The organism is Miniimonas sp. S16 (assembly GCF_057748195.1).
In genome coordinates this window covers 2,285,939-2,307,724 of record NZ_CM173242.1, presented here as the reverse complement: position 1 = coordinate 2,307,724, position 21,786 = coordinate 2,285,939, and the positions used below count along the sequence as shown (strand labels likewise).

Annotated in this window: 17 protein-coding genes; 14 read left to right on the top strand and 3 right to left on the bottom strand. The window is 74.7% G+C overall.

Going from position 1 to position 21,786, the window contains the following annotated elements; all coding sequences use genetic code 11:
- Positions 1-144 precede the first annotated feature (144 nt).
- The 4 genes from AC3AQ1_RS10095 (at position 145) to AC3AQ1_RS10080 (ending at position 5,865) form a co-directional block, all read left to right on the top strand.
- Complete coding sequence (locus AC3AQ1_RS10095; protein ID WP_108718871.1) at positions 145-768, top strand: RNA polymerase sigma factor; 624 nt, start codon at positions 145-147, stop codon at positions 766-768.
- Positions 765-1,259, top strand: coding sequence for a hypothetical protein (locus tag AC3AQ1_RS10090; protein ID WP_108718870.1), 495 nt, complete (start codon positions 765-767; stop codon positions 1,257-1,259). Before AC3AQ1_RS10095 ends, AC3AQ1_RS10090 begins: the two co-directional genes overlap by 4 nt.
- Positions 1,260-1,400: 141 nt before the next feature.
- Positions 1,401-3,158: a S8/S53 family peptidase gene (locus AC3AQ1_RS10085; RefSeq protein ID WP_108718869.1), complete on the top strand. Its 1,758-nt coding sequence runs from the start codon at positions 1,401-1,403 to the stop codon at positions 3,156-3,158.
- 1 nt (position 3,159) lies between these two features.
- Positions 3,160-5,865 (top strand): CHAT domain-containing protein, encoded by a 2,706-nt coding sequence (locus AC3AQ1_RS10080; protein ID WP_234417457.1) that lies wholly within the window; start codon positions 3,160-3,162, stop codon positions 5,863-5,865.
- 310 nt (positions 5,866-6,175) lie between these two features.
- On the opposite strand, the gene AC3AQ1_RS10075 is transcribed toward AC3AQ1_RS10080, so the two are convergent.
- Positions 6,176-6,853 carry a 2-phosphosulfolactate phosphatase gene (locus tag AC3AQ1_RS10075; RefSeq protein WP_108720135.1) on the bottom strand — a complete coding sequence of 226 codons (678 nt, stop codon included), beginning with the start codon at positions 6,851-6,853 and terminating at the stop codon, positions 6,176-6,178.
- A gap of 130 nt (positions 6,854-6,983) precedes the next feature.
- Between AC3AQ1_RS10075 and AC3AQ1_RS10070 the strand changes: the two genes are divergently transcribed.
- Positions 6,984-8,348 (top strand): small ribosomal subunit Rsm22 family protein, encoded by a 1,365-nt coding sequence (locus AC3AQ1_RS10070; protein ID WP_108718868.1) that lies wholly within the window; start codon positions 6,984-6,986, stop codon positions 8,346-8,348.
- On the top strand, positions 8,345-9,100 hold the full coding sequence (locus AC3AQ1_RS10065) for a M50 family metallopeptidase (protein WP_234417456.1): 756 nt from the start codon (positions 8,345-8,347) through the stop codon (positions 9,098-9,100). Before AC3AQ1_RS10070 ends, AC3AQ1_RS10065 begins: the two co-directional genes overlap by 4 nt.
- 339 nt (positions 9,101-9,439) lie before the next feature.
- Here AC3AQ1_RS10065 and AC3AQ1_RS10060 read toward each other — a convergent pair whose 3' ends face one another.
- On the bottom strand, positions 9,440-10,735 hold the full coding sequence (locus tag AC3AQ1_RS10060) for a hypothetical protein (RefSeq protein ID WP_108718867.1): 1,296 nt from the start codon (positions 10,733-10,735) through the stop codon (positions 9,440-9,442).
- Positions 10,736-10,788: 53 nt separating this feature from the next.
- On the opposite strand from AC3AQ1_RS10060, the gene AC3AQ1_RS10055 reads away from it, so the two are divergent.
- Positions 10,789-12,096, top strand: coding sequence for an AI-2E family transporter (locus tag AC3AQ1_RS10055; protein WP_234417455.1), 1,308 nt, complete (start codon positions 10,789-10,791; stop codon positions 12,094-12,096).
- On the opposite strand, the gene AC3AQ1_RS10050 is transcribed toward AC3AQ1_RS10055, so the two are convergent.
- A complete protein-coding gene (locus AC3AQ1_RS10050) occupies positions 12,086-12,781 on the bottom strand; it encodes a GntR family transcriptional regulator (protein WP_281285363.1) in 696 nt (231 codons plus the stop codon). The two genes, AC3AQ1_RS10055 and AC3AQ1_RS10050, sit on opposite strands and share 11 nt — an antisense overlap.
- A 224-nt stretch (positions 12,782-13,005) precedes the next feature.
- On the opposite strand from AC3AQ1_RS10050, the gene iolC reads away from it, so the two are divergent.
- The 7 genes from iolC (at position 13,006) to AC3AQ1_RS10015 (ending at position 21,673) form a co-directional block, all read left to right on the top strand.
- Positions 13,006-13,974, top strand: coding sequence for a 5-dehydro-2-deoxygluconokinase (gene iolC, locus AC3AQ1_RS10045; RefSeq protein WP_108718865.1), 969 nt, complete (start codon positions 13,006-13,008; stop codon positions 13,972-13,974).
- Positions 13,971-14,858 (top strand): Cgl0159 family (beta/alpha)8-fold protein, encoded by an 888-nt coding sequence (locus tag AC3AQ1_RS10040; protein WP_199916456.1) that lies wholly within the window; start codon positions 13,971-13,973, stop codon positions 14,856-14,858. Before iolC ends, AC3AQ1_RS10040 begins: the two co-directional genes overlap by 4 nt.
- 71 nt (positions 14,859-14,929) lie before the next feature.
- The gene (iolB, locus tag AC3AQ1_RS10035) at positions 14,930-15,922 is read left to right on the top strand and encodes a 5-deoxy-glucuronate isomerase (RefSeq protein ID WP_108718864.1); all 993 of its coding nucleotides are present in this window, start codon (positions 14,930-14,932) and stop codon (positions 15,920-15,922) included.
- Entirely contained in the window at positions 15,919-17,901 is a 1,983-nt protein-coding gene (gene iolD / locus AC3AQ1_RS10030; protein WP_108718863.1) for a 3D-(3,5/4)-trihydroxycyclohexane-1,2-dione acylhydrolase (decyclizing), read from the top strand. Before iolB ends, iolD begins: the two co-directional genes overlap by 4 nt.
- 20 nt (positions 17,902-17,921) lie before the next feature.
- Complete coding sequence (locus AC3AQ1_RS10025) at positions 17,922-19,481, top strand: CoA-acylating methylmalonate-semialdehyde dehydrogenase (protein WP_108718862.1); 1,560 nt, start codon at positions 17,922-17,924, stop codon at positions 19,479-19,481.
- Positions 19,482-19,546: 65 nt separating this feature from the next.
- On the top strand, positions 19,547-20,560 hold the full coding sequence (gene iolG, locus AC3AQ1_RS10020; RefSeq protein ID WP_108718861.1) for an inositol 2-dehydrogenase: 1,014 nt from the start codon (positions 19,547-19,549) through the stop codon (positions 20,558-20,560).
- Between the two features lie 255 nt (positions 20,561-20,815).
- Positions 20,816-21,673 (top strand): TIM barrel protein, encoded by an 858-nt coding sequence (locus tag AC3AQ1_RS10015; RefSeq protein ID WP_108718860.1) that lies wholly within the window; start codon positions 20,816-20,818, stop codon positions 21,671-21,673.
- The last annotated feature ends 113 nt before the right edge of the window (positions 21,674-21,786 follow it).

Here is a 21,786-nt window from a genome sequence, read left to right as displayed (position 1 = left end):
GTCGGGCGGGCGTTCGCTCACCGCGCAGCACGCATCTGCGCCGGGCGGGAGGGCGGACGCCGAGAAGGCGGCGCCGCGAGGGCGTGCGCCGAGAGGGCCGTGTATCAGGAAAGGCCTGGCGCCCTCACCACTACCATGACGACAATGTCGACCGTGGGCGACGAGCGCGCGCCGAGCGGCCACCCGCCCTCCGTCTGGGAGCAGGCCGCCGACGCGTTCACCGCATGGCGCGACGGGACGGCGAGCGCCGACGAGCTCGTGCGCCTCATGACCCCCGTGCTGTGGCACGTGGCCCGCGCGTGCCGCCTCGACGAGGACACCGCGCGTGACGTCATCCAGGACGTGTGGGTGGCGCTGGTCCGCCGTCGGGCGGAGATCGAGAACCCCCGCGCCGTCGGGTCATGGCTGGTCACGAGCACCCGGAGGGAGTCGTGGCGGCTGCGCCGCGAGGCCGACCTGGCCCGCACGGCCGTCCCCGCCGACGACGCGGCGTGGGACGCCGTCCTGCCCGCGAGCGAGGCCGCCGAGGACCTCGCCGCCCAGCGCGAGGACCACCGCTCGCTGTGGTCCGCCGTCGCTTCCCTGCCGGAGCGCTGCCAGCGGCTGCTCCGCGTCGTCGCGTTCTCCGACCGACCCGACTACGCCGCGCTGTCGGAGCACCTCGGCATGCCGGTCGGCAGCATCGGGCCGACCCGCGCCCGCTGTCTCACCAAGCTCCGCGCCGCCCTCGAGGCCGGCGCCGGTTCCACCCAGGGAGGTGTCGCATGACCACGTACGAGAGCGACGAGGCGCTGTTCGCCCGGCTGGCCCTGATGTGGCAGGACCTCGATCCGATGCCCGAGGGCCTCGACCGCGAGATGGCCGCCGTCGTGGAGGCCGCCCGCGCCGCCGAGGACCTCGAGACCGAGTACGCGCTGCTCACGCTCGTCGCCGAGGCGGACGCGCAGGCTCTCGGGGTGCGCGCCGCGGGAGCCGAGCTCACGGTCATCGAGTTCACCGGCCGCGGGCTGGACGTCATGCTGCGGATCGCGCCCGGCCGGATCGACGGCTGGGTCGCCCCCGCCGCGGCCGGCACCGTGCGCCTCGTGGTGCCCGACGGCGAGCCCGCCCGGGGCGGTCGGCCGCAGGTCCCGCTCGCCACGGCCTCGGTGGATGCCGACGGCCGGTTCGCGCTGCACGACGTGCCGGCCGGCATCGCGCTCCTGCGCTTCGACCTCGAGGGCGGCCTGCGCCACGAGACGCCGGCCTTCTCCGTCTGAACGTGACGGCTGACCTCTGGTGGCTCTGGTGATCTCTCTCTGGTGAGCCGGACGCACGACGGTGTGCTCGCCGTCGTGCCAGAGTGAACCCCGTCGTTCCGCCCCGCTCTGTGCGCCCTCCGCCCTCCGGAAGGAACCGAGATGCCTGACGAGAAGCCCGACGAGAAGCCGGGCGACGAGCCGCTCCGGCCGAGCGTGCCGTGGGCCGTGCTGGACCCCGCCCAGGCGCGGACCGGTCGCGCCCTGCCCACGGTGTACGCCGCGGACCGGGTGCTCCTCATCGGCGCGGACGCGGAGCGGTATCGCGACGCGCTCAACGCGCGCGTCGAGCCGCTGGGCTGGTTCCTCGAGGTCGACCGCTCGTTCGGCGACGGCGGCCGGGTCGTCATCCCGCCGAACGACGGTGAGCAGGGCGGGGAGGAGGTGGTCACGCGGCTGAAGATCGTCCCGCTGCCGGGCATCGCAGGGATCACGACGCCCGACGCCTTCACCCTCGTCGAGGCCGTCCGCAGCGAGCGCGAGCCCGACCCACGCGTGCGGGACCGGCGCCGTCGGGGCCTGGACACCAGGGACGTGGACACCGGGGACCTCGGCAACGGGGGCCAGCCGGACGTTGAGGTGGGTGGCGACGCCTCGGCCCGCGCGGACGCCGACCTTCCACGCCTCGCGCTCGACCACGCCGTCTTCCTCACCACGCCCGTGCCGACGGCACCCGCGACCGGACCGACCGGCTCCTTCTCGGCCAATCCGAAGGGGTTCTACGGGACCAACGGCCTCGGCTTCTACGGCACCAACCCCAAGGGCTTCTACGGCACGAACGGCCTGGCCTCCCCCGCCGACAGCTACGTGCTGCCGGGAACCGGCGGACGCTCGCCGGTCGCCGTCGTGCTCCCGCGACCCTCGCGCGGCCCGGACCCGAAGCGCGGGCGCCGCCCCGTCGTCGCGATCGTGGACTCCGGCGTGGGCGACCACCCGTGGCTGCGCACCGGCGTCAAGGACATCACGCCGCTCACCATCGGCACGCTCTCTGCGGAGGCGGATCCCGGGCAGTACGAGCCGTTCGACGGCGTGCTCGACTCCGTCGCCGGCCACGGCACCTTCATCGCGGGAATCGTGCGGCAGGTCGCACCGCGCGCGGACATCCTGTCCTGGCGCGTCGTCGCGGGCGACGGCGCGGTCGCGGAGAGCGACCTGTACGACGCGCTGCACACGCTCGCCGTCGAGATCGAGAACGGGACCTACGCCGTCGACGTCCTGTCCCTGTCTCTCGGGTACTACCACGAGCGCCCCTGGGACGACGACGGCACGGTCGACCTGCTGCTGCGGCCGGCGATCGAGGCGTTCTCCCGCGCCGGGGTCGTCGTGGTGATGTCGGCGGGCAACGAGTCGACCAACCGCGAGCTGTCCCCTGCGCGCTTCGCCAAGGACCCCGCGCCGGGCGCGCCGTGGTTCTCCGTCGGCGCGCGCAACCCTAACGGCACGCTCGCGCTGTTCTCCAACTTCGGCGACTGGGTCACCACGTGGATGACCGGGGCGGCGATGGTGAGCGCGACACCGCCGTTCCGCGGCGGGCTCGAGCCGGTGGCGCGGGTCGACGAGGAGGACGACTGCGGCGGCGTGGTCAAGGGACGGCACCGCGAAACCCTCGACCCCGACGACTACCGCGGTCACTTCGCGATCTGGAGCGGGACCTCGTTCGCCGCGCCGCACCTCGCGGCGCGCCTGGTGCGGGCGTTCGACGATGCGCCCGAGGCGTGGGACGCCGGCTTCGGCACCGAGCGCGCCGCCAAGGTGTGGGCGAACCTGCAGGGGCACCTCATGCACGACCCCGCCGACTGCGAGGAGGGGCTGTGCCTGGGGCCCGAGGCGGACCCGGGTGTGGATCGGGGCGACGCCTAGCGTGCTGAGCACCCAGGAGCTCCTGGACCGCGCGGTCGGGCACGCGAACGCCGGCCGACTCGGCACGGCGTCGCGGCTGCTCGACCTCGCGGCCGCGCGCGATCCCGACGTCGACCAGGCTGCGCTCGTCGTCGGCACGCGTGCCTACGTGCTCGCCGCGCGAGGCGAGGCGGCTACGGCGGCGCAGCTGTGCCGCGACGCACTCGCCACCCCGGGGCTATCCTCGCGCACCACCGCGGTGCTCGCGGGCCAGCTGGGGCTCGTCCTCATCCACCTCGGCGACTTCGCCGAGGCCGCGCCGATGCTCGACGTCGCCGCGCGCGGCCTCGACCACGAGCCCGGCCGCCTCGCCAACGTGCTGCTCAACCGCGGCATGCTCGCGGACGAGTCCGAGGACCTCGCGCTCGCCGAGGCGTGCTTCTCCCGCGCCGCGGACGCGTTCCGCCGGGCCGGCAACGACGTCGGGGCGGCCAAGGCGCAGCACAACGCAGCGCTCGTCCTCCTGGCGCGCGGGGACCTGGTCGGCGCGCAGCGCGAGATGGCCGAGGCGCGCGCCGTGCTCGCGCCGCTGGGCCCCGAGCTCGCGGCGACGTGCGACCTCGCGCACGCCGAGCTACTCCTCTTCGCCGGGATGCCGCGCGAGGCGGTGGGGCTGCTGGAGGGGGCGGCCACGGCGTACGGCCGCGCCCGCTGGCGGCGGCAGCAGGCGGAGGCCGAGCTGTCGATCGCGAAGACCTACCGGTTGTACGACGTCGAGCGTGCGCTTCCGTACGCCCGCGCGGCGGCGCGCCGGTTCGCCCGGGTGGGCGACGCCGTCGGGAACCTGCGGGCGCAGGCGGCCATCGCGCGGCTCGAGCTGGCGGGGACCGCCGGCCCGTCCGGGCCGCCGACGCGTACGGCGCTGCGGCACGCCGTCGAGGTCCGCGACGCGCTCGCCGCCGGCGGTCTGCGCGACTCGGCGCGCCAGCTGGCGCGCTACCAGGCGTCGGCGCTCGCGCGGGGGGGTGACGTGGCGGGCGCGCGAGCGCGGCTCGCGACGGCCAGGCCGCGCGCGAACGAGAGCGTGGTGGACCGCGCGCACTACCAGGAGGTGAGCGCGGAGGTGGCCGCGGCGGACGGGCACCACCGCACTGCGCTGCGTCGGGCGCGCGCGGGCATGGACCTCGTCAAGGCGTGGCAGGAGCGGTACGAGGACGTCGACCTGCGCACCTCGATGTCGGTGCACCGGCTCCGGCTTCTCGTGACGGGCACGACGTCGGCGGTGGCCCTCGGCGACGCCGAGGCGGTGCTCGCGTGGTCGGAGCTGACGCGCGGCCTCGTCTCGCGGACCACGCCCGTGCAGCGGTCGGCGGAGCTCGACCTGGCGGCGGCGCGGCGCGGCGAGACCACCGACCGTCCGCTCGCGGCGCCGGGGTCGGACTGGCGCGAGCGTTCGCCCTGGTCGGGGCCGGCGTCGCAGGTCGGCGGCGGGCTCGACGTCGCGGGGCTGACCGCAACGCTCGCCGCGCAGGAGGCCGTGCTCGTCTCCTACCTGCGCACGGACCAGGAGATCGCGGCCGTGGTGCTGGACCCGGCCGCGGGTGGGCCGCGCCTGGTCCGGCTCGGGGCGTGGTCACCGATCGCCGCGGACGTCTCCGCGCTGCTCGCCGACCTCGACATGGCCGCCGCACGTCTGCGGCCCGCGATGGCCGGCGCGGTGCAGGCGTCGCTGCGGCGGCGGCTCGCGACCATAGCGGATGCGCTGCTCGCGCCGCTGGGGCTCGGGGGGGTCTCGTTCGGGCGCGGGCCGGTCTCGCTCGGGCTCGGGCTCGGCAAGCGCGGGCGCGGGCGGCTGCGGCGGCTCGTCGTGACGGCGCCGCCGGCGGTGTCGAGCCTGCCGTGGAACCTCATGCCCGGGCTGGAGTCGGTGGCGGTCTCGGTGCCCGAGACGCTCGAGGACTGGCTGCGGCGGGCGCGGGTGTGGGCCGGTGCTGGTGCTGACGGTGGTGGTGGTGTTGTTGGTGGTGTTGGTGCTGCGGGCAGTGCTGCCGAGGCCGGTGCCGGGGCTGCTAGTGCTGCTGGTGTGAGTGCTGCTGCTGTGAGTGCTGGTATCGGTCCTGCTGGGGGGCCGGCCGGCTCGCTGGCCCCACCCGCGTCGGCGGGGCTCGTGGCGGGCCCGAACCTGGCGGACGCGGCCGCCGAGGTCGAGGCGTGCGCCGCGGTCTGGCCAGTCGCGCAGACGCTCACCGGTGACGGCGCGACTGCGGCCGCCGTCACCGCCCTCGCGGACAGCCACGAGGTACTGCACATCGCCGCACACGGCCGGCACACCGCAGACAACCCGCTGTTCTCGGGCTTCGAGCTCGTCGACGGGCCGTGGTTCGGGTACGACATCGAGCTGCTCGCGCACGTGCCCCGCTACGTCGTGCTGTCCTCGTGCGAGCTCGGCCGCTCGTCCGCGGTGTGGGGTCAGGAGACGGTTGGGATGGCGCGCGCGTGGCTGCACGCGGGCGCGCGCTGCGTGGTCGCCGCGCCCGCACGGGTTCCGGACAGCGCGGGCGAGCTCGTCGTCGCGCTGCACCGGGCACTCGCCGACGGCATCGGGCCGGCCGACGCCCTCGCCGCACTGGGCGCGACGTCCGGCGCGCGGTCCGCAGGCCCCGACGGCGCACGCCCCCCGGGTGCATCGCCCGCGGCCGCCCTGGTCTGCTTCGGCAACGGCTGGTAGCCGCCGCGGCGCCGGTACTCGCGGGGTCCGAACCTCGCGAATGCCGAGCGTGCACCCAGCGATTTGCACCGGCTCAAGGCCCCAACCCGGCACAAATCGCTGGGCTCACGCTTCGGTGCGTGGCGATGCCAGCGATCTGTACCGGTCCCGACCCCGAACCCGGCACACATCACTGGGCTCACGTTCCAGTTCGTCGCGATGCCAGCGATCTGTACCGGTCCCGACTCCGAACCCGGCACAAATCATGGGTTGATCCGGGCTTGTGAGCCAAGCCAGCGATCCGTTCCGCGCTCGAGGTCCCGCTGTCGCGTCAGCGAGCGACGAACGCGCCCCCGCGCAGCACCGGCACGACGTCGGTCGCGTCGATCGCGGCGGCCGCACGCACCTCGTCCCCGAGCCCGCGCTCGGCGAGCTCGAGCCCCGACCCACTCGCAGTGAGCAGGTGCGCCACCGCGCGACCCAGCCCGACGTACGCCTCGCACGCCGCGGCGGCATCGGGCGACGTGTGGTCGGTGCCGAGTGCGCTGAGCGCCGCGACCACCGCGCCGGCCCCCAGCAGGTCCTCGACGGCGAACCGCAGCGTCGCTCCCGGCTCGCGGCCCGTGAGCTCACCGGCGGGAATCACCGCGACGCTCGTCCGAGCGGCGCGCTCGTGCTGGATGGCCAGGCACGCGCGCGCGACGGACGTCGCGTTGCGCACGCCGCCGAGCAGTACGACGGCGCCGCTCGCCTCCGCAGCGCGGGCCAGCGGGGCGCCGTTGGTCGACATGGCGTCGGCGTCGGCGTCCAGGGACACGGCATCGGCGGAATGCTCGAGGCGCCGCGTCACCGTGGTGGAGAACCGGAGCACGTCGACCACCACGACGACGTCGGCCGGCGCGAGCCGGGCGAGTCCGTCGACGCCCCAGTCGAGGCGCACCTGGTAGGAGCGCTGGTCGAACGGAGTCGGCTCTGGTGCTGAGCTCGTGCTTGCCTGCGCGGCGCGCACACCGGACGGGGCGGCAGGCACGGTCGGCGCAGAGCCGGACGACGGGTCGGCGGTCACGGCCCACACGGTAGGCGGTCCCGATGGGCGCTGCCTGCCGTCGTCCGCGCATCGAGCCTGGGAGACTGAGCCGGTGCCCGCCTCGATCGCCCTGCCGCGCGCGCTCGCTGTGGCGCTGGACGAGGCACTGAGCCAGGCCAGCCGCGGAGGAGCCAGGGGCAGCACCACACCCACCAGCACCACACCCACCAGCACCACACCCACCAGCACCACACCAGGCGGCACAACGACCGGCACCGCCGCTCGAGCCCAGCGGCTCTCCCGGCGCTACCTCGCCGACCACCCGGCGGACGCCCCGATCATCGCCGACGCGCCCGACGCCGCCGCCTACCTGACCACCCGCATGCCCGCCACGTACGCGGCCGCCCGGTTCGCGCTGGGCGAGCTCGCCGCCGCAGTGCCGAGCCTCGAGCCGGTGAGCCTGCTCGACGTCGGGGCCGGGACCGGCGCCGCGACGTGGGCGGCGTGGGACACCTGGCCGAGCCTCGAGCGTGCCGAGCTGCGCGACTACTCCGCGCCTGCGCTCGCCGCGGCCGAGCGGCTGCTGCGCGCGAGCGGGCTCGCCGTCGAGACCCACCTCGGCGACGCCGCGCGCCCAACCCCGACGCACGCGGCGCCTGCGCCTGAACGCCGGCCCGATGAGTCCGCAACACCCGGGCCTGCAACGCCGACATCCACGGCGTCCGAGCCCACGGCCCCCCGGCCCGCACCGCCAGCCCCCGCCCTCGACGTCGACGTCGACGTCGCCCTCACCGCCTACGTCCTGTCCGAGCTCACCGAAGCCCAACGGGCCGCCGTCGTGGCGACGCTGACGGCCAGGGCACGCGACGCCGTCGTGATCGTCGAACCCGGCACGCCCGCGGGCTACCGCCGGATCCTCGCGGTGCGCGACGCGCTGCTCGCCGCCGGCTGGACCCTCGCCGGCCCGTGCCCGCACGCCCTCGCCTGCCCGGTGGCCAGCCGCGAGAGCGACTGGTGCCACGCCGCCGTCCGGCTGCCGCGCACCCGGGAGCACCGCGTCGCCAAGGGCGGCGAGCTCTCCTACGAGGACGAGAAGCTCGCGTGGGTCGCCGCCGTCCGCGACCCCGCGCGCCATCCCGTGCGGCACGACGCCCGCGTCCTGCGCCACCCGGCCACGCACCCTGGTCACGTGCGGCTGGAGCTGTGCACGCCGTCGGGCGAGCGCGTCGAGCGCACCGTAAGCAAGCGCGACAAGGCGGCGTTCCGCGCGGCGCGCAAGGTCGAGTGGGGCGAGACCTGGGGCGAGACGCCCGCCGCCGTCCAGCCCGACGGCGAGCAGCCCACCACGGCGGCGCTCACCTCCACCGGGCAGGGCGTCGTCGGGACCACCACCGCCGTCCAGCCCGACGACGCGCAGCCCGCCACCGCGCACCCCGCGACCGCCCCCACCGCCTCGAGCCAGGTGCCCCCCGCGTGATCCGGCTGACCCTCCCGTGGGCCGACGCGCCCTGGTGGCGCGCCGTTGTCGAGCGCACGACGGCGGGCCCCACCGACCCGGTCACCCACGTGACCACCTGGGACCCGACGTGGCTGCCGTGGGCGGTGCTCGCCGTCGGGCTGGTGCTGGTCGCCGTGCCCGAGCTGTGGCGTGCGACCCGCATCCTCGTGACGTTCGTGCACGAGCTGGGGCACGCCGCCGTCGGGATCCTGGTGGGCCGCCGGTTCACGGGGTTCGTGGTGCGCGCGGACATGTCGGGGCACGCGATGACCGTCGGCAAGCCGCGTGGCCCCGGCCTCGAGCTCACCACCTGGGCGGGCTACCCCGCTCCCGCCGTCATCGGCGCGGGACTGGTCTGGACCGCGCTCACGGGCTGGGCGCCGGCGGCGCTCGGCGCCGTCGCGCTGATCTGCCTGCTGAGCCTGGTCTTCGTCCGGTCGTGGTCGACGGCGGGCACCACGCTGCTGGTCGGCGCGGTCGCCGGCGTGCTCTGGTGGTGGCGCGGTGACGCGCGCTCGGCCGGGGTGCTGCTCGCCGTCGCCGTGCTGCTCCTGCTGGGCGCCTGGCGGCACTGGTTCGCGGTGGCCGGCTCGCCCAAGGGCAGCGACCCCGCGGTGCTCGCGCGGCTGACCGGCTGGCCCGGCTGGTGGTGGGTGGGGACGTTCCTGCTCGTCATCGCCGGCGCGAGCGCGGCGGCCGGCTGGCTGATGTGGCCCGTGCTGCGGTGGTGATCGGCGCGCCCTCCGCTCCGAGCTGGCGCGCTTTGACTGGTCGCCCGTGCACATTGACTGGCTGGGTTGCGATCGCTCGCCGGACGCGTCGGACCATGGAGCGCTGACCTGCGGCGATGCGGAACGCCATCTGACGCGGAGCGATCCAACCAGTCAATCCGCACGCGCGACCAGTCAAAGTGCACGGCCCTCGTCTCCGTGGCCGGCGCGCGCGACCGGACCGGGCCGACGCAGGGCCGACGCCGGGCGGGAGCCGGGCCGACGCCGGGCCGACGCAGGGTGGGAGCCAGGCCGACGCCGGGCCGACGCAGGGTGGGAGCCAGGCCGACGCCGCGCGCGCTACGGCGCGCGCAGGAACGTCGTCTCGTGCATCACCTGGATCCACACCGTCCACACCCACGCGACCTGCGCGACGGCGAGCCCCACCAGCAGGACCGCGAGCCACGTCCGCGCGGCCCACCGCGGCCGGGTGACGAGCCCCACGAGCGCCGCCGCGAGCGGGAACGCGAGCAGCAGGAACCGGATCTGGCTCGAGATCAGGTCCCCGACGGCGGCCAGGTAAGCCACGTACGTCGCCGACCACGTCCACAGCTCCGGCCCCAGCCGCCGGCCCGCGGGCAGCACGAGCAGCGCCACGACGAGCCCGACCGACGCCACCGTGATGGCCACGCCGAGCGGGGAGAAGTCCTCCACCCGCACCCAGCCCGCGAACAGGCCGAGCCCGCGCGCCGGCCGCCACGCGGCCTGGGTGTCGAGGTAGGCGGTGGGCCGACCGGTCACCCAGCCGGCGATGAGCGGCCAGATCCCGCCGGACAGCCCCGAGACGCCGAGCAGCACGACGCCGAGCACCGCCTCGCGGCGCGGCCACGGCTCGCGCGCTGGCCCGCTCGCGCGCGAGGCGCGCCAGCGCAGCAGCAGGTGCACCGCCACGACGGCCGCCATCGGCAGCGCGACCGCGCGGCTGAAGCCGAGCAGCCCGACGGCGAGCATCGCCCAGGCGTAGCGCCGCCGCACGATCAGGAGCAGCGAGGTCGCCACGAGCAGCAGCGCGAGCGACTCGGTGTACGCAGTTTGGAACACGACGGCGGGCGGAAAGAACGCGACGACGGCCACCGTGGCCAGCGGCAGGCCTGGCCGCGCCTGGACCGCCCGGGGCGCCGCCACCTCGACGACCCGGTGCACCACCAGCAGCGCGGCCGCGCCGAGCACGAGGGCCACGAGCGGCGCGACGACGACCCACGTCCCGCCGGTGACCGCGGTGACGGCCTTGACGAGCATCGGGTAGAGCGGGAAGAACGCCCACTCGTTCAGGTCGACGACGCCCGCCGGGAGCGCAAGCGAGCCGTCCGAGATCGGCAGCGTCGAGGGGTAGCCGTGCGCCCAGATCTGCTCGTACCACCAGCCGTCCCACCACCGTGAGACGAACACCCCGTAGGGCGGCCGGGGGTGCCCGCCGAACCAGCTCTCGATCGCCTCGCCCTGGAAGTTCCGGGCGATGAGCAGCGCGGTGGTCGCGAGCACCCGGCTCGCGGCGTAGACCGCGAGCACGCGCCACGCCCAGACCGGGACGCGGAGCCAGGTGGGGCGAGGCGGTGCTGTCGTCGGCGCGGGAGCCGCTGCCGTCTCGGCCGTCACGGGCACACGGTAACCGGTGCCGGGTGCCGAGTGCGTCTCGCTACTGTGACGCTGTGACGAGCCCTGCGCCCGACCGCTCCGCCGCCCCCGAGACGGGACGGGTCGCACGCTCGCCGCTCTCCCCCACGATGACCGTCCTGCTCGGCACCGCCGCCGCGATCATCGTCTTCGCCGGCATGTCCGCGGCCCGCGAGGTGATCGGTCCCCTCGCCCTCGGCGCCGTCGTGGCGATCATCTGCCACCCTGTGCGCCACCCGCTCGAGCGCCGAGGCTGGCCGAGCTGGCTCGCCACGACCGCCGTCATCGTCACCGCCTACCTCGTGCTCGCGGCGCTCGCGCTCATGCTCGTCTTCGCGGGCGCGCGGTTCGTGGACCTGCTGCCCGAGTTCGGCGACGAGCTGGTCGGCACGGCCCAGAGTCTGCAGGACTGGCTCGTCCAGGTGGGTCTGGACGAGCCGGCGTCGGACGCGATTGCCTCGTTCCTCGATCCGGGCAGGATCGCCGGACTCGCGCAGTCGCTCGGCGGCACCGCGCTGTCCGTGCTCACGTCGTTCTTCTTCGTGCTCGCCTACGTCATCTTCATGGCGGCCGACGCCGCGCGGTACTCCCACGCCGAGCACACCTACGGCCCCGGCGCCCGCCGCCCGCTCGCCCGGTTCGGCGCCTACACCACCAACGTGCGGCGCTACTACGTGGTCAACGCCTCGTTCGGTGCGGTCGTCGCGATCCTCGACGGCATCGCGCTGTGGCTGCTCGACGTGCCCGCGGCGATGGTCTGGGCCATCCTCGCGTTCGTCACCAACTTCGTGCCGAACATCGGGTTCGTGCTCGGGCTCGTCCCACCCGCGCTGCTCGCGCTCGTCATCGGCGGGTGGCCGCTGGCCCTCGCCGTCGTGGCCATCTACTGCGTCGTGAACGTGGTGCTGCAGGTCCTCGTGCAGCCGAAGTTCGTCTCCGACGCGGTGAACCTGAGCCTGACGCTCAGCTTCATGTCGGTCATCTTCTGGTCGTTCGTGATCGGCCCGCTCGGCGCGATCCTGTCGATCCCGCTCACGCTCCTCGTCCGCGCCGTCGTCCTCGAGGGCGACCCCGGCGCGCGCTGGCTGCGGTGGCTCACGGGCGATCGCGACGCCGTCGAGGCGGGCGGCTGGGTGGGCGGCGCGAAGAACGCCGCGGGCGAGCCCTCGCCGTCGGGCACCACGAGCGAGGCGCACGACGGCGAGCACCCGCTCGCGCCGTCGGGTGCGGTCTCGCAGGGCGAGCCCCCGAAGGACGCGGCCCGCGAGGGCGCGGCGACCGCGGGCGAGCCGACCGCGCAGGGCGAGCCTTCGCCGTCGGGCACGCGCGAGGTCAGTGGCTGAACAGCGTCGTGTCGAACGTGTAGCGCGAGGCCCGGTAGACGTGCCGGCCGAACTCGATGACGGCGCCGGACTCGTCGTAGGCGGTGCGCTCCATCGTGAGGAGCGCGGCCTTGGCGGGCTCGTGCAGGGAGCGCGACTCCGCCGTGGTGGCGGCCCGCGCACCGATCCGCTGCCGCGCGACCTTGGCCTGGATCCCGCGCAGCCGCAGCGCGTCGTAGAGCCCCGACGTCGAGAGCTCCTCGGCCGACGGCGCGATGTCCGCGCGGAGCACGTTCGCCATCAATGCGAGGGGTTCGCCGTCCGCGCTGCGCAGCCGGTGCACCCACACGACGGGCGTGTGCACGGGCACGTCGAGCAGCCCGGCGACCTCGGCGTCCGCGTCGACCTGCTCCCACCCGAGCACCTCGGTGCTCGGTGCGCGACCGGCGCGCTGCAGGTCGGACTGGAGCGAGGTGAGCTCGACGAGGCGGCGGATGCGGTCGGGCGCGACCTGCGTGCCCACCCCGCGCTTGCGGATGAGCCGGCCCTGGTCCACGAGCTCCTGCAGCGCCTGGCGCGCCGTGGGGCGGGAGATCCCGAGCCGGGCGGCGAGCGCGATCTCGTTCTCCAGGAAGGCCCCGGGGCGCAGCGTGCCGTCCTCGATGTGCGCCTCGATGGCCGTCGCCACCTGGTGGTAGAGCGGCACCGGACTCGATCGGTCGAGATCGATGCGCAAAGGGTCGGCCACGGCAACCTCCGTCGGTCGTCGGTGTGGGGTCAGCGTAGAGCAATCGGACCTCAGGTTGAACACACGTCCTGACAAATCCGGGGAATCATCACGATACCGCTTCCCTTGCATGGATGTCCTGACATATGCTGTGCAGGCGCGCAGAACCGGCGCGCGCCCAGGAGCCTGGACGAAGGAGTGCCATGCAGGCGGACCTCGACGTGCTGACGATCGGACGCAGCAGTGTCGACATCTACCCCCTCGAGATCGGCGTCGGCCTCGAGGACGTCACGACCTTCGGCAAGTTCCTCGGCGGCAGCCCCACGAACGTCGCGGTCGCCGCAAGCAAGCTGGGCCGACGCTCCGGCGTGGTGACCGGAGTCGGCCAGGACCCGTTCGGCCGCTACGTCGCCCGCGCGCTGCGCGAGTTCGGCGTGGACGACGGCGGCGTCCTCGCCCTCCCGGACGTCGCCACGTCGCTGGCGTTCTGCGAGATCCACCCGCCGGACGACTTCCCGCTCTACTTCTACCGCGCCGAGCCCTCCCCCGAGCTGCGCATCGGCCCGGACGACCTCGATCTCGACGCCGTCCGCGGCGCCACGCTGCTCTGGGTGAGCGCGAGCGGGCTCAGCCGCGAGCCCAGCGCGACGATGCACCGGGTCGCGATGGCCGAGCGCGCCGGGCACCCCGGTCGCACGGTGCTCGACCTGGACTACCGGCCCACCTTCTGGGACTCCCCCGCTGCGGCGCACGACGGCGTGGGACGCGTCCTCGCGACGGCGAGCGTCGCCGTCGGGAACCGTGAGGAGTGCGAGGTCGCGGTCGGCGAGACCGATCCGGACCGCGCGGCCGACGCGCTGCTGTCGGCCGGCGTCGAGATCGCGATCGTCAAGCAGGGGCCGCGCGGCGTGCTCGGCAAGACCGCGCACGAGCGGGTCGAGGTCGAGGCCACCCCGTGCGAGGTCGTCAACGGCCTCGGCGCCGGGGACGCGTTCGGCGGCTCGCTCTGCCACGCGCTGCTGGCCGGCTGGTCGCTCGAGGAGACGCTGCGGTTCGCGAGCGCCGCGGGCGCGATCGTCGCGTCCCGCCTCGCGTGCTCGACCGCGATGCCCACCGAGTCCGAGGTGCGCGAGGTCCTCGCGCTCGGCCGCGTCCCGGCGGGGCTGCGATGACCGCCGCGCCCCGGACGCACCTGTCCACCCGCGACCTCACCGCCCTGCGCTTCGCCGACCCGGGCGCCTTCCGCGCGCTGCTCACCCAGCGCCGGCCCTTCGCGGGCGTGCCCGACGGCGAGAAGCTCCTCGTCATCGCGGCCGACCACCCCGGCCGGGGTGCCCTGGGCGCCGGCGGGGACCCGATGGCGATGGCCGACCGGCTCGACCTGCTGGACCGGATCGTCGTGGCGCTCGGCCGACCCGGCGTGCACGGGTTCCTCGGCACCGCCGACCTCGTCGAGGACCTCGCCGCGCTTGGCGCCCTGGACGGCCGGCTCGTGCTCGGCTCGATGAACCGCGGCGGCCTGCACGGCGCGACGTTCGAGCTCGACGACCGCTTCACGGGCTACGACGCGCCCGGCATCCTCGCGGCGGGCCTCGACGGCGGCAAGATGCTGCTCCGGCTCGACCTCGACGACCCGGGCAGCCTCGCCACGCTGCACGCGTGCGCGGACGCCGTCGACGCCCTCGCGGCCGAGCGGCGGATCGCGATGGTCGAGCCGTTCCTGTCCCGCCGCGTCGACGGCCGGGTGCGCAACGACCTCAGCACCGACGCCGTGCGCACCTCCACCGCGATCGCGTCGGCTCTCGGCAGCACGTCCGCGTACACCTGGCTCAAGCTGCCCTACGTGCCCGAGATGGAGCGCGTGATGGCGGCGACCACGCTGCCCGCGCTCATCCTCGGCGGCGAGGTCGGCGCGGACCAGGAGGCCACCCTGGCCGACTGGCAGGCGGCGCTCGCGCTGCCCGGGGTGCGCGGGCTCGTCGTCGGGCGCTCGCTGCTGTACCCGCCCGACGGCGACGTGGCGGCCGCGGTCGACGCGACCGTCGCGCTGCTGTAGCGAGCTACCGGCGGCATCAGGCAGATCCAGCAGCAACACCATCAGTGACCACCATCAGTGACGAGGTGAGGATGAACGACACCGACCGGTACGTCCGGCGGGCCGGCGACGGGCCGCAGGTCGTGGACGTCACGCCCGAGTCCGCGGGCTGGGCGTGGAGCGGGCTGCGCGTGGTCGAGCTCGGCCCCGACGCCCCGAGCGTCACGTGGGCCCTGGACCGCGACGAGGCGCTCGTGGTGCCGCTGCGCGGCGGGGTGATGCTCGCCGTCGAGCTCCCCGACCCGAGCGCCGCGGAGGCGGACCGGACCAGCAGCCGAACCGTCACGCTGACGGGCCGCGCGTCGGTGTTCGCCGGGCCGACGGACGTCGCGTACCTGCCGCTCGGGGCCGTCGTGACGGTGACGGCGGCGCCGGGGGCGTCAGTGCAGCACGAGTCGACCCAGGAGCCGCCGGCTGAGCCGAGAACAGTGCGGGTCGCCCTCGCGACGGCGCGCGCGAGCCGCGCGCTCCCGCTGCAGGTCCTCCCGGCCGCCTCGGCGCGGGTGGACCTGCGCGGCGCGGGGGACGCGAGCCGTCGGGTCACGAACTACACGCTCGACACCGAGGTGGCGATCGACCACCTCCTCGTCTGCGAGGTCGTCACGCCGGGCGGGAACTGGTCCTCCTACCCGCCGCACAAGCACGACGTGCACTCCGACGCCGACGGCTCCGCCGAGCGCGAGCTCGAGGAGATCTACTACTTCGAGGTCGCCGACGGTCCGGACGGCACGCCCGGCGTCGGGTACCACCGCACCTACGGGACGCCCGAGCGCCCGATCGACGTGCTCGCCGAGGTCCGCACCGGCGACACCGCGCTCGTGCCGCACGGCTTCCACGGCCCGTGCACCGCGCCGCCGGGCTTCGACCTGTACTACCTCAACGTCATGGCCGGCCCGGCCACGGACGGCCGCTGGCTCTCGACCGACGACCCCGCGCTCGCCTGGGTGCGCGCGACGTGGCCGGACCAGCCGGTCGACCCGCGGCTCACCCACCAGCCCACGTCCGATGTCAAGGAGTCGAGATGACCAGCGCCACCGTCCGCCTCACCACGGGCCAGGCGCTCGTGCGCTTCCTCGCGCACCAGTGGACCGAGCGCGACGGCGAGCGCCGCCGCCTCTTCGCCGGCGTCTTCGGGATCTTCGGCCACGGCAACGTCGCCGGTCTCGGGCAGGGCCTGCTCCAAGCGCACGTCGAGGCCGTCAAGGCCGGGTACGCCGGCGAGGAGCACGGGCCGGACGAGCTGCCCTACCTGATGGCGCGCAACGAGCAGGGCATGGTGCACGCTGCCGTCGCGTACGCGCGCACGACCAACCGGCTGCAGACGTTCGCGTGCACGGCGTCGATCGGCCCGGGCTCGACCAACATGGTCACGGGCGCGGCGCTCGCGACGATCGACCGCATCCCCGTGCTGCTGCTGCCCTCGGACGTCTTCGCGACCCGGCTGCCCGACCCCGTGCTCCAGCAGCTCGAGCACCCGCTCGGGCCGGACGTCACCGTCAACGACGCGTTCCGCCCCGTCTCGCGCTACTTCGACCGGATCTGGCGCCCCGAGATGCTCCTCGCGTCCGCGCCGCAGGCGATGCGGGTGCTCACCGACCCCGCGGAGACCGGCGCCGTGACGCTCGCGCTGCCGCAGGACGTGCAGGCCGAGGCCTACGACTGGCCGCGCGAGTTCTTTCGCGACCGCACGTGGCACGTCGCGCGGCCGGTGCCCGAGCCCGCGGCCCTGGCGCGCGCCGTCGCGACCATCCGCTCGGCCCGGCGTCCCCTGCTCGTGGCGGGCGGCGGCGTCGTGTACTCGCAGGCGAGCGACGCGCTGCGCGCCTTCGCCGAGGCGACCGGCATCCCCGTCGCGGACACGCAGGCCGGCAAGGGTGCTCTTCCCTGGGACCACCCGCTCGCCGTCGGCGGGGTGGGTGCGACCGGGAACGACGCGGCGAACGCGCTCGCGGCGAGCGCCGACGTCGTGATCGGCGTGGGCACCCGCTGGACGGACTTCACGACGGCGAGCCACACCGTCTTCGCGCACGAGGACGTCCGCTTCGTCAACCTCAACGTCGCGGCGTTCGACGCCGCGAAGCACGCCGCCGACATGGTGGTCACGGACGCCCGGACCGGGCTCACCGCGCTGGCCGACGCGCTGGCCGGGTACCGCCCGGAGGACGGCTACGGCGACGAGATCGCCGAGCGCGTCGCGGCGTGGCAGGGCGTGACGGACGCCTGCTACGACGGGACGTTCGAGGAGGCGGGCCAGGGCGAGGGCGGCGACGACGCTGTCGACGAGACCGGCGCGCCCCGCCGGGAGCGCACCGCGATGGCGCAGACTCAGGTGTTCGGCGTGCTCAACGAGCTCATGCGCCCCACGGACGTGCTCATCAACGCGGCCGGCTCGATGCCCGGGGACCTGCAGTGCCTGTGGCGCGCGAGCAGCCCCGAGCAGTACCACCTCGAGTACGGCTACTCCTGCATGGGGTACGAGATCCCCGCGGCGCTCGGCGTCAAGCTCGCGCGGCCGGACGCGACCGTCGTCGCGATCGTCGGCGACGGCACGTACCAGATGGCGCCGCAGGAGATCGCGACGATCGTGTCGGAGGGGCTCGCCGTCGTGCTCGTGCTGCTGGACAACGGCGGGTACGCCTCGATCGGCGCGCTGAGCGAGTCGCGCGGCTCGCAGCGGTTCGGCACGCGCTTCCGCACCCGGAACGCCGGGACGCGGGCGCTCGACGGCGCGCCCACCCCGGTCGACCTCGCCGCCAACGCCGCGTCGTTCGGCGTCCGGGTGATCCGGGTGACCACGCCCGAGGAGCTCCGCGCGGCGTACCTCGAGGCGGCCGCTGCCGACGAGACGACGATCGTCCACGCCGTCACCGACCTGTACGGCCCCAACCCGCCGGGCTCGGCCTGGTGGGACGTGCCGGTCGCCGAGACCTCCACCTTGCCCAGCACGCAGCGCGCCCGGGCGGAGTACACCGCAGCCCGCGCCGCGCAGCGCACCTACCTGTGACCCGTCCGAAGGAGCCCGCCATGACCGCGACCACGCCCACCACCTCCGCTCCCACTGACTCGACCGCGACTGCGAGCACGACCGTGACGCACTGGATCGACGGCGCCGAGCGCGCCTCGACCGGCGACGCCGAGCAGCCGGTCTTCGACCCCTCGACGGGTGAGGTGATCGGCGCAGTGGCGCTCGGCAACGTCGACGACGTCGACACCGCCGTCGCCTCCGCGGCCCGCGCGGCGGAGAGCTGGGGCCAGCTGTCGCTGGCCAAGCGAGCCGGCGTGCTGTTCCGGTTCCGCGAGCTGCTCGTGGCGCACACCGACGAGCTCGCGGCGCTCGTGAGCCGCGAGCACGGCAAGACGATCCCCGACGCCAAGGGTGAGATCGGCCGCGGGCTCGAGGTCGTGGAGTTCGCGTGCGGCATCCCGCAGCTGCTCAAGGGCGAGCTGTCCGACCAGGCCGCGACCGGCATCGACGTGTTCTCCTGGCGCGAGCCCCTGGGCGTCGTCGCCGGCATCACTCCGTTCAACTTCCCCGTCATGGTGCCGCTGTGGATGGCGCCCGTGGCGATCGCCACGGGCAACGCGTTCGTGCTCAAGCCGTCCGAGCGCGACCCGGGCGCCTCACTCTTCCTCGCGCGGCTGTGGCAGCGGGCCGGGCTGCCCGACGGCGTGTTCAGCGTGGTCCAGGGCGACAAGGTCGTCGTGGACGCGCTGCTGCACCACCCGGACGTCGCGGCCGTCTCGTTCGTGGGCTCGACGCCGATCGCCCGGTACGTGCACGACGTCGCCGCCGCGCAGGGCAAGCGCGTGCAGGCGCTCGGCGGCGCGAAGAACCACGGCGTCGTGCTCGCCGACGCCGACCTCGACGACGCCGCCGACCAGCTCGTCGCAGCGGGGTACGGCGCCGCGGGCGAGCGGTGCATGGCGCTGTCGGTCGCGGTGGTCGAGGAGTCCGTCGCGGACGCGCTCGTCGAGCGCCTCGCGGCGCGGGCCCGTTCCGTGAAGGTGTCGGCGGGCGACCAGCCGGGCGCCGAGATGGGCCCGGTGATCACGGCCGCCGCCAAGGCGCGGATCGAGGGGCTCATCGACTCGGCCGAGGCCGAGGGCGCGACGCTCGTCGTCGACGGCCGCGGGTACGTCGTGCCCGGCTACGAGAACGGCTTCTTCGTGGGGCCGACCCTCGTGGACCACGTCTCGCCCGAGCACACCGTGTACGAGGAGGAGGTCTTCGGACCGGTGCTCGACGTCGTGCGCGTGTCCGGCCTCGCCGAGGCGATCGAGGTCGTCAACGCGAACCCCTACGGCAACGGGACCGCGATCTTCACCGCCTCCGGCGAGGCGGCGCGGACGTTCCGGCGCGGCGTGAAGGTCGGCATGGTCGGCGTCAACGTGCCGATCCCGGTGCCTGTCGCGTGGCACAGCTTCGGCGGCTGGAAGGACTCGCTGTTCGGCGAGAGCCACGTGTACGGGCCCGAGGGGATCCGGTTCTACACGCGTGGCAAGGTGGTCACGCAGCGCTGGCCGCACCGGGACGCGGGGCCTGCGGCCGTGTCCTTCCACTTCTCGGGCGACGCGCAGAAGTAGCCGCGGCGCCGCGCCCTCGATCTTTCCAACCCCTGCCCACCCGTTCGACCAGCCTGGAGACCCTCATGCTGAGCTTCGCGATCATCGGCGCCGGCCGCATCGGCGCCGTGCACGCGCGGTCCGTCGCCGCCCACCCCGCGGCGCGCCTCGCGCTCGTCGCCGACCCCGACGGCGAGGCCGCCGCCCGGATTGCCGGCTCGGTCGGCTCGTCGGGCGTCCGGTCCACGACCGACGTGGCCGACGTCTTCGCCGCCACCGACGTGGACGCCGTCATCGTCGGCTCGCCCACCCGGTTCCACGTCCCGCAGATCGTGGCCGCCGTCGAGGCCGGCAAGGCCGTCCTCACGGAGAAGCCGGTCGACCTCGACCTCGCGCGGGTCGACGAGTGCCTGGCCGCGGTCGGCGACCGCGCCGACCGGGTGATGGTCGGCTTCAACCGGCGCTTCGACCCCGGGTTCGCGGAGATCGCGCGGCGCGTGGCCGACGGCGAGATCGGCGCGCTCGAGCAGCTCACCATCATCAGCCGCGACCCGGCGGCGGCACCCGCGCCGTACCTCGTCGGCTCGGGCGGGATCTTCCGGGACATGACGATCCACGACTTCGACATGGCGCGGTTCCTGCTCGGGGAGATCACCGAGGTGTCCGCCGTCGGGCAGAACCTCGACCCCGACATCGCGGCGATCGGCGACTTCGACGCGGCCGTCGTCACGCTGCGCGGCGCCAACGGCGGGGTCGCCACGATCATCAACTCGCGGCACTGCGCGGCGGGCTACGACCAGCGGCTCGAGGCGTTCGGTCCGCTCGGCTCGCTCGAGGCGGCCAACCACACGGCCACCGCGGTCCGGTTCAACGGGCGCGGGGTCTCCGGCTCGTCGGGCCCGTACCTGGACTTCTTCCTCCAGCGCTACGAGCACGCCTACTCCGCCGAGCTCGACCACTTCATCACGGCGATCGAGTCGGGCGTGGCGCCGAGCCCGTCGCTGCGGGACGGGCGCGAGGCGCTCGTGCTCGCGGACGCCGCGACCGTCTCGGCCACGACGGGCGAGCGGGTGCGCCTCGGCGCGCCAGTCTCCGCCTGACCCCCAACCCTTTCGCGAGAGGATCTTCGTCCTTTCTCGAGAGGAAGTTCGTCCTTTCTCGAGAGGAAGTTCGTCCTTTCTCGAGAGGAAGTTCGTCCTTTCTCGAGAGGATCTCCGTCGGCTCGGAGCCTCCGAGATCCTCTCGAGAAAGGACGGAGATCCTCTCGCGAACGGGGTGGCGGTACGCAGGTCCGACGGCACTAGTTCCACCCCTCACATGCAGGTCCACCACCGAACGACAACGAGAGAGAGACCATGAAGATTGCCGGTGCCCCGATCAGCTGGGGCGTGTGCGAGGTCCCGGGCTGGGGCTACCAGCTCGAGCCCGACCAGGTTCTCGCGGAGATGACCGAGCTCGGCCTTACCGCCACCGAGTTCGGCCCGCAGGGCTGGCTGCCCGAGGCTCCCGCCGACCGCGCCGCAGCCCTGAAGCCCTACGGCCTCGCCGCCGTCGGCGCGTTCGTCCCCGTCCTGCTGCACGACCCCGAGCACGACCCCCTGCCCGCCGTCGACGCCGAGCTCGACTCGTTCGAGGCCGCCGGCGGCGACGTACTGGTCCTCGCGGCGGCGTCGGGGCTCGACGGCTACGACGAGCGCCCCGAGCTCGACGACGCGCAGTGGGCCACCGTCTTCCGCAACCTCGACCGCCTCACGGCGCTCGCCGCCTCACGCGGCATCCGCGCATCGCTGCACCCGCACGTCGGCACGATGGTCGAGACGCGCGACGACGTGCTCCGCGTCCTCGAGGGCTCCTCGATCGCGCTCACGCTCGACACCGGCCACCTCCTCATCGGCGGCACCGACCCCGCGGCCCTCGTCGACGACTGGGCCGCGCGCGTGAACCACGTGCACGCCAAGGACGTCCGCGCCGACCTCGCCGCGAAGGTCCGCGCGGGCGAGCTCACCTACACCGAGGCCGTCCGCGAGGGCATCTACGTGCCGCTCGGCGAGGGCGACGTCGACCTCCCGCGGATCGTCTCGGCGCTCGGCGCGGCCGGCTTCGACGGCTGGTACGTCCTCGAGCAGGACACCATCCTCGACGGCGCCCCCGCGGGCGAGGGTCCCAAGGTCGACGTCCGGACCTCGAAGGCCTACCTCGAGTCCCTCGCCTGACACCCACCCTCGCGAGTGCCCGACGGCGAAGCCCACCCTCCGTACGGAGGGTGGGCTTCGCCGTCGGGCACGTGTGCGAGGTCTCGGGGCGCCGCGGCGCGGACCGGCACGAG